Annotated in this window: 2 protein-coding genes; both read right to left on the bottom strand. The window is 30.3% G+C overall.

Annotated elements, in window-relative coordinates; genetic code table 11:
* Positions 1–121: 121 nt before the first annotated feature.
* Positions 122–811 (bottom strand): hypothetical protein, encoded by a 690-nt coding sequence (locus tag DFQ10_RS18380; protein ID WP_245940784.1) that lies wholly within the window; start codon positions 809–811, stop codon positions 122–124.
* A gap of 266 nt (positions 812–1,077) precedes the next feature.
* Positions 1,078–2,436 (bottom strand): RCC1 domain-containing protein, encoded by a 1,359-nt coding sequence (locus DFQ10_RS18375; RefSeq protein WP_115818910.1) that lies wholly within the window; start codon positions 2,434–2,436, stop codon positions 1,078–1,080.
* Positions 2,437–2,706 lie beyond the last annotated feature (270 nt).

Here is a 2,706-nt window from a genome sequence, read left to right as displayed (position 1 = left end):
TAGCTAAATCAGGATTAATATATGATGGAAATTATAAAAGTACTTTAGTGAAAAATTAATACATTTTTACTTGTTTTTTACCACAGTACTTTGTTGCCAGTAGTTTTGTTGCCAGTAGTTTTTATTCCACTTTAAATTCTCTTTCAAACCACGATTCAACTTCTCCATACCTACCATAGAATTTTAAAACTCCATCTATTTTATATGTTCCACTTTGTAATGAATCAAATTCAATATCAGCAAAAGAGTAGTTGTCTTTTAATTTGAAATAAATCTTTTTTTCTTGTCCATTGAACTTAATACTGTTTATTACAATGTGTCTATTTTCAGTTATTGATTGTCCAAACTTAGAAGTCAAAGTAAGTTTAATTCCGTTTTCAGTTTTATTTGTAATAACACTATCAACTGCTCTTTCGTATGTAGGTTCTGTAGAAGTAAATCCATTTGCATATTCAAAGGCATTAATCGTTGCAATTACAAGCCTATTTTTTAAATAATTTAGAACCAATTCATTTGAATTTGTTTTTGGCTGTTCAAATTCTTGAAATGAATAATCTTCTATATATTTTACAATTTTTTTAAGTTCACGAAAGATTTGGTTTGATTCAGCGATTATCTTTTCCAAATCATAATCTTTATTTAAAATCGCATTGTCTATTTTGAAAATCAATATATCAACTTGTGAATCCAATTGATTTAGTTCCTCAATCTTTAGTGAAGGTTTTTCTTGAATTAAAGTATAATAATTTGCTCTGTTCGATTTTAAAATTCTATTGCTGAATTCATAATTCGTTTTTAAAAATGAGTTCATTTCATTCAATTCATCTTGTTGTTTGTTACAAGCGAAAAGTGTAAAAATTACTGTGAAATAAATTAAAAATTGGTTTTTCATTTAGTCAATAAATATCAATGTTTTCGGGTTGGTCAAATTACTGGCAACGTTGTTGTATATGGTTTGTTGCGTGTTTCAAGCAACTAATTTAGTAAATAATTACCGACCAAGAAAGTCCGCAAGGACTTTCGTAAGTAGGCTAGAACTTGCAATAAATTATATACGGTGTTGGTAGCAGTACATATTTATTCTTTTATGAATTTAATATTATATTTTTTATCATTTGTATATATGTTTAAGATATAAATTCCAGATTGAAATGACTCAACATTTACTTTAGATAAATGTTGAGTAGCTTCAAAAACTATTTTGCCCAAAACATTAGTTAAAATTATTTTTTCAATATTAATTCCATTTGAAATATTAATATAATCATTCGTTGGATTTGGAAAAACTGAAATACTTTTATATTGTACGTTATTTATGCCTAGAGATGTGCAATTTACTTGAGTAAGATTTGTTTTATCTGTGGTAGTTCCATCACCTAGTTGACCACTAATATTATTACCAGAAGTCCATAAATTACCATCAGTATTTACAGCTAAAGTAAATAAATCTCCACAAGCAATTGTTTGCCAATTTGCCAAATTATTTATTTGAGTTGGTGGATATGTATGAGTATTTGTTCCGTTTGCTAATTGTCCATAAGAACCGCTTCCCCAAGACCATAAAGTGTTATTCAATTTGAGTGCTATTGCGTGATATTGACCTGTTTTAATTGATTTCCAGTCATTATCTGTTCCAATTTGTGTCGGAATATATAAGTAATCAACTCCGTTATTTACAAAAAAAGCAGGATTGTTCCAACCCCAGACCCATAATGTTCCATTTGATTTTATTGCTAATGAATGATAGTCTTCTGCATCAATACTTTGCCAACCCGAACTTAATCCAATTTGAATTGGTAAAACACTATCTGTAGAGTTGCCATTTCCCAATTGCCCTGCAAAATTTGAACCCCAAGCCCATAATGTTCCATTTGATTTTAATGCAATACTATGGGCATAACCAGCACCAATTGATTGCCAATTTGAATCATTACCAACTTGGTATGGAATATTGCTGTTAATAGTGTTTCCGTTTCCAAGTTGTCCACTGTTATTTCTACCCCAAGCCCATAATTGACCATTAGAATTTATTGCAAGACTATGATGGTCTCCTGCAATAATAGTTGACCAGTTTGATGAATTTCCTATTTGCACTGGAATTAACCTATTTATATTTGTTCCATCACCTAATTGGCCATAATAATTACTTCCCCAACTCCATAAAGTTCCATTTGATTTTATTGCTAAATTATGATAATCGCCAGCTGCTAACTTTATCCAATCATTATCCATCCCGATTTGAACTGGAAGTGATTTGTTTGTTGTTGAGTCATCACCTATTTGTCCTGCGAAATTTCCACCCCAAGCCCATAAAGTTCCATCAGATTTAATGGCAATAGTATGATAATGTCCAGCAGAAATTGATTGCCAACATTGAGCATGCATTGAATGACTTGCAATTAAAAAAAATAAAAGTAATATTAAGTTTTTATTCATTGATATATTCTTTTCAAACTCATTCGTTATTTTTTCACGAGCGGTATTGCTACCAACGGTTTTGTGTATGGAAAGTTGCGTTTTTGTGTGCGAGGATTTTCCGTAGGAAAATCAGACGTAACAAAAATGCAACGACCTTTGTTTAAGCACTAATTTAGCAATTTTTTATACACGGCTTAAGTTTACAATTCATTAAATTTAAGGATAAATCAGAAAAGACAAAAGAGAGGAGTAAGGTTAATATACACGCAGAAGCTTTAGACTTCGTCA

The organism is Winogradskyella eximia (genome assembly GCF_003386165.1).
Lineage (GTDB): Bacteria > Bacteroidota > Bacteroidia > Flavobacteriales > Flavobacteriaceae > Winogradskyella > Winogradskyella eximia.
The sequence above is the reverse complement of the archived record's forward strand: the minus strand, read 5'-3'. Positions and strand labels throughout refer to the sequence as shown.